Source organism: Rhizobacter sp. P3_B12 (genome assembly GCF_056402895.1).
The window spans coordinates 1-5,346 of record NZ_JBFUGN010000389.1 but is presented as its reverse complement, the minus strand read 5'-3'; the positions used below and the strand labels follow the sequence as shown (position 1 = coordinate 5,346).

The following is a 5,346-nucleotide window of genomic DNA, read 5'->3' as shown; positions in this document are numbered from 1 at the left end:
TGGTGCGGCACTACGAATCGCTGGGGCTCCTGCCGCCGGTCGGTCGCACCGATGCCGGCTACCGCCAGTACGGCGACAAGGAGGTGCACACGCTGCGCTTCATCCGGCGCGCCCGCGACCTCGGCTTCGGCATGGCCGAGATCGGCGAGCTGCTGAAGCTGTGGCAGAACCGGCGGCGCGCTAGCGCCGACGTGAAGCGCATCGCGCTCACCCACATCGCCGACCTCGATCGCCGCATCGCCGAGATGGAGGCGATGAAGCGCACGCTGTCGAGCCTGGCGAGCTGCTGCCATGGCGACCAGCGGCCCGATTGCCCGATCCTCGACGAGCTGGCCGAATGAGCGGACGCCGGGATGCCAGGGTCTGGTTGTTTGACCTGGACAACACGCTGCACGACGCCTCCCATGCCGCGTTCGGCCCGACCAACCAGGCGATGACCGACTACATCGTCGCGCACCTGGGGCTGTCGACGGCCGATGCGTCGGCGCTGCGCCAGCGCTACTGGGACCGCTACGGCGCGACGCTGCTCGGCCTGGTGCGCCACCACGGCGTCGACGCGCGCCACTTCCTCGAGGAGACGCACCGCCTGCCCGGCCTCGAGGACCGCCTGCGCACCCATGCGCACGACCGCGCCGCGCTGCGCCGCCTGCGCGGCCGCAAGATCCTGCTGACGAACGCCCCGCGGTCGTACGCGCTGCGCGTGCTGCGGGCGCTCGGTCTCACCGACGTATTCGACGGCGTGATCAGCATCGACGAGATGACGATGTTCGGCGACCTGCGCCCGAAACCCGACGCCCGCATGCTGCGCCAGGTCGCGGTGCGGCTGAAGGTGGCGCCGCGGCGCTGCGTGCTGGTCGAGGACACGCTGGCGCACCAGAAGGCGGCGCACCGCATCGGCATGCGCACGGCGTGGATGCAGCGCTACCTGAAGACGGCCAAAGTTGCGAACAACAGCACAGAAGTTGGCGTTCACCCTTGCCGTAAGCCCCCCTATGTGTATGCAAGAATTCGATCGCTGAACAAGCTCCATACCCTGTAGTGACAACTTCGACTGCCGCGATGACCGACACCCCTGCCATCCCCGAAGACACCAGTCCCGAGGTGGCAGCCGACGCGGTGGCCGAGCCGACGGGCCGCAAGCGCCCGAAGCCGGGCGAGCGCCGCGTGCAGATCCTGCAGACGCTGGCCCACATGCTGGAGCAGCCGGGCGCCGACCGCATCACGACGGCGGCGCTGGCCGGCAAGCTCGATGTCTCCGAAGCGGCGCTGTACCGCCATTTCGCGAGCAAGGCGCAGATGTTCGAGGGCCTGATCGAGTTCATCGAGCAGAGCGTGTTCACGCTGGTCAACCAGATCACCGAGCGCGAGACGAGCGGTGTCGTGCAGGCGCAGAAGATCCTCACCGTGCTGTTGCAGTTCGGCGAGAAGAACCCCGGCATGACGCGCGTGATGGTGGGCGATGCACTGGTGTTCGAGAACGAGCGCCTGGTCGCCCGCATGAACCAGTTCTTCGACCGCATCGAATCGCAGCTGCGCCAGAGCCTGCGCAGCGCCGCCGAAGCGGCCGGCTCGTCGACGCCGACGGTCGATGCGAATGCGCAGTCCTCGGTGCTGACCGGTTTCGCGGTCGGCCGCCTGCAGCGCTATGCGCGCTCGGGCTTCAAGCGCGTGCCGACCGAGCACCTGGACGCCGCGCTGCGCCTGCTGGTCGGCTGACGCCGGCCCCTTCTTTCCACACGGCCATGGTCACGACGGACGTCGGCGGCCAGCGCCTCGCATTGCTGCCGGAGAAAGCCGCCTGGTGGCCGGCGCAACACGCCTTGCTCGTCGCCGATGCCCACCTCGGCAAGGCGGTGTCGTTTCGACGGCTCGGCGTGCCGGTGCCGGAGGCGACGACCACCGAGACGCTGTCGCGGCTGAGCGAGCTGGTCGAGCGGCACGGCGCGCGGCGCATCGTGTTCCTCGGCGATTTCCTGCACTCGGTGCATGCGCACGCGGCCTCGACGCTGGGCGCGCTCGCGCAATGGCGCGAGCAGCACGCAGACCTGCATCTGACGCTGGTGCGCGGCAACCATGACGCGCATGCCGGCGACCCGCCCGCCTGGGCGCGCATGGAGGTCGTCGACGAGCCGCTGCGCGTCGACGGCCTGGCGCTGTGCCACCACCCGGTGGCGCACGACGGCGCCTACGTGCTGGCGGGCCACCTGCATCCGGGCATCGTGCTGGGCGGGCGGCCGCACGATCACGTTCGGCTGCCGTGCTTCTGGTTCGGCGCGCGCGTCGGCGTGCTGCCGGCCTTCGGTGCGTTCACCGGGCTGAAGACGATCCGGCCGGCGCCGGGGGAGCGGGTCTTCGCGGTGGCCGACGCGGCGGTGTTGCCGCTGCCGGGCGCTCAAGAATCCGGTTGACGGCGCCGATATCCGGCAAAGCTCCGCGTGGCGGCGCACCGTTGCCGCCATGTCGATCCTCCCCCGCGTACCGCTCCATCGCCTGGCCGCCCTGTGGCTGGCCGGCGTCGGCGTCTGCGTGGTGGCCGGCGTGCTCAGCGGGAGCGTCGAGCTGGCGCGGCTGTTCCTGAATGCCGTGCCGGCCAGTCTCAACGCCGGCCTGTTGGGCGTGGTGGCCGCGCTCGCGCTGTGGAGCGATCCGCGCGTGCCGTCGCGCCGGCTGGCCTGGTGCGCGGCRTTCCTGACAGGACTGCCCGTGCTGGTGCTGGCCGAGCAACTGGGCGGGGTGGACCTGGGGATCGACCTGCCGGCGCTGCACAGCGCGCTGCAGACGAGCTCGTCCCACCCGGGGCGCCTGGCGCCGAACACCTGCCTCGGATTCCTGTTCGCCGGGCTGGCGTTGGGGCTGCAGCACTGGCCGGCGCTGCGCTGGCGCGGCCTGCTGGTGTCATGCAGCGTGTACGGCACGCTGGCGGTCGGGCTGTCGGCGTTGGCTGGCTACGTGCTCGACCTGCAGGCGATGTACAAGCTGCTGGCGTTCAACAGCATGTCGGCGGCCGTGATGGCGATGCTGGTGGTGCTGGGGTTGGCCTTGTGGTCGAGCCTGCTGGCCGGCGAATCGACCGGTGAGCGCCCGGAAGACCGCATCACGCGCACCGCCGTCGGCGTGCTCGGCGTGGTGGCGGTGGTGTCGGGCGTGGCGGGCTTCGCGCTGATGCAGCGCGCCTACAAGATGACGGTGGCCGATGGGCTGGAGACCGCGGCGCGCGGCCATGCCGGCGCCTTCGCGCACAGCCTGAAGCAGGAGATCGAGATTGCCGAGAGCGTGTCGCGCCAGCTCGCGCTGCAGCGGGCGCTGGCGCAGCTGGCCGTGAAGCCGACCGATGCGCAGGCCTTCGACGACCTGCGTGAGCTGGCATCGAGCGTGCTGGGCCAGGATTTCAGCGCGCTGCGCGTGCAGAACGGGCGCGACGAATCGTTGCTGGAGGCGGGATCGTCGCGGCTGCGTGTGGCTCCGGTGGCGCTGCCGCTGGGCGATGGCCATTCGACGCTGCTGTGGGACGACGGGCTGGTGCTGCACAGCGAGCTGCCGGTCGAGCGCAACGGCGAGCGCGTCGGCGGCCTGATGCTGGAGCGCCGGCTGGGCGTGCTGACGGGGCTGTTGTACGACCTGCAGCACGGCGACGATTCGACCGATGCGCTGTTGTGTGCGCGCATCGACGACGACGCGGTGTGCCTGCCGAGCCGCTTCTACGAGGCGGGTCGCCACATCGCGATCTACCAGCCGGATGGCCAGCCCTTCCTGCCGATCTCGAAGGCCTTGCTCGGCATGTCGGGCTCCGATTCGGTGCGCGACCTGCGCGACGTGCCGGTGCAGGCCGGCTATGCCCCGCTGCGCGGCGTCAACCTGGGATTGGTGATCAAGACCGACAGCGGCGAGCTGTTCGGCTACATCCGCTCGCGGCTGCGCCTGCTGACGGGTCTGTTGGTGGTGCTGGTGGTGGTGGGGGCGTGGCTGTTGCGCTCGCATGTGCTGCCGCTGGCGCAGCGGCTGGCGCGCAGCGAGCGCCGGCTGCAGATGGTGTCGGACAACCTGCCGGCGCTGGTGTTCCATGTCGATGCGGAGCTGCGCTACCAGTTCGCGAACGCGTGCTACCTGCCGATGGTGGGCCTGGACCCGAAGGCGATGATCGGCGAGCGCATGCAGGACGTGCTCGGGGCGGAGGTGTCTGCCTCGATCGCGCCGCACATCGAGGCCGCGCTGCGCGGCGAGCGCGTGCGCTACGAGCGGCACGGTCACTGGCTCGGCCGCGAGCACCACCACCTGGTCGAGTACGTGCCCGAGCGGCGGCCGGACGGCAGCGTCGCCGGTGTCTACGGCATGGTGATGGACATCACCGAGCGCCACCAGGCGCAGGCGCAGCTGGCCGCGAGCGAGGCGCGGCTGCGCACGATCACCGACAACGTGCCGGCGTTGATCACGTATGTCGATACCGACCTGCGTTTCCAGTTCTGCAACCCGGTGTTCGAGGCCTGGACGGGCATCCCGGTGGCCGATGCGTTGGGGCGGCGCATGCAGGACGTGTTGCCGCCGAAGGTGATGGCGCTGCGGCAGCGGCAGATCGAGCGGGCGTTGCGTGGCGAGACGGTGCAGTTCGAGACGGTGGCGGTGCTGGGGCAGGGGCCGCGGCATTTCCAGGTGAACTACCTGCCGCACCGCGACGCGCAGGGCCAGGTGATCGGCGTGTACAGCCTGACCAACGACATTTCGGCGCAGAAGGAATTCGAGCGCCAGCTGCAGACGCTGGCGCGGGTGGATGCGCTGACGGGCCTGGCGAACCGGCGGCAGTTCGAGGAGCGCTTCTCGGAGGCGATGTCGCGTTGCCGGCGCAGTGGCCGGCCGATGGCGCTGATGTTCATGGACATCGACAAGTTCAAGGGCATCAACGACACGCTGGGCCATGCGGGCGGCGACGAGGTGCTGAAGACCTTCGGGCAGCGGCTGGTGGYGAGCGTGCGCAAGACCGACACGGTGGCGCGGCTGGCGGGCGACGAGTTCGTCGTGATCCTGGAGGGCCTGAACACGGTGGACGAGCCGCACTTCCTGGCCCGCAAGATCCTGGCGGCGATCTCGGCGGAGCAGCGGGTGCTGGGCCATTCATTGCGCGTGACGACGAGCATCGGGATCTCGTTCTACGAAGGCGACGACAGCACCGAGGGTTCGTTGATGGCGCTGGCTGACAAGGCGTTGTATGAGGCGAAGGAGGCCGGGCGGGGGACGTACCGGTGTGCGCCTCGTTCGGCTGTTGTTGCTGGCCGCTAGTTGATCTTTCTTGTCGGGCGAAGGCGCGGGTGGGGAGGCTGGGGCTCGCCGGCCAGTGCGGTCWTTGCCCCTGGC

The 5,346-nt window shown here is 70.1% G+C and carries 5 protein-coding genes; all 5 read left to right on the top strand.

Annotated features, from left to right (window positions below):
• The first annotated feature begins 2 nt into the window (after positions 1-2).
• Genes cueR through AC1D01_RS19230 form a run of 5 tightly spaced genes read left to right on the top strand, consistent with a single transcriptional unit; the run spans position 3 to position 5,271 of the window.
• Positions 3-341 carry a Cu(I)-responsive transcriptional regulator gene (cueR, locus tag AC1D01_RS19250; protein WP_477869076.1) on the top strand — a complete coding sequence of 113 codons (339 nt, stop codon included), beginning with the start codon at positions 3-5 and terminating at the stop codon, positions 339-341.
• Positions 338-1,039 (top strand): pyrimidine 5'-nucleotidase, encoded by a 702-nt coding sequence (locus tag AC1D01_RS19245; RefSeq protein ID WP_477869074.1) that lies wholly within the window; start codon positions 338-340, stop codon positions 1,037-1,039. Before cueR ends, AC1D01_RS19245 begins: the two co-directional genes overlap by 4 nt.
• A gap of 20 nt (positions 1,040-1,059) precedes the next feature.
• Positions 1,060-1,716, top strand: a complete 657-nt coding sequence (gene slmA, locus AC1D01_RS19240; RefSeq protein WP_477869072.1) for a nucleoid occlusion factor SlmA — start codon at positions 1,060-1,062, stop codon at positions 1,714-1,716.
• Between the two features lie 26 nt (positions 1,717-1,742).
• The gene (gene pdeM, locus AC1D01_RS19235; protein WP_477869070.1) at positions 1,743-2,408 is read left to right on the top strand and encodes a ligase-associated DNA damage response endonuclease PdeM; all 666 of its coding nucleotides are present in this window, start codon (positions 1,743-1,745) and stop codon (positions 2,406-2,408) included.
• A 49-nt stretch (positions 2,409-2,457) separates the two neighbouring features.
• Entirely contained in the window at positions 2,458-5,271 is a 2,814-nt protein-coding gene (locus AC1D01_RS19230; protein WP_477869068.1) for a PAS domain-containing protein, read from the top strand.
• Positions 5,272-5,346: the final 75 nt, after the last annotated feature.

Excerpts from the sequence above, each read along its gene's own strand:
- AC1D01_RS19245 (WP_477869074.1), top strand. The coding sequence starts at position 338 with ATGAGCGGACGCCGGGATGCCAGGGTCTGGTTGTTTGACCTGGACAAC.
- slmA (WP_477869072.1), top strand. The coding sequence starts at position 1,060 with ATGACCGACACCCCTGCCATCCCCGAAGACACCAGTCCCGAGGTGGCA.
- pdeM (WP_477869070.1), top strand. The coding sequence starts at position 1,743 with ATGGTCACGACGGACGTCGGCGGCCAGCGCCTCGCATTGCTGCCGGAG.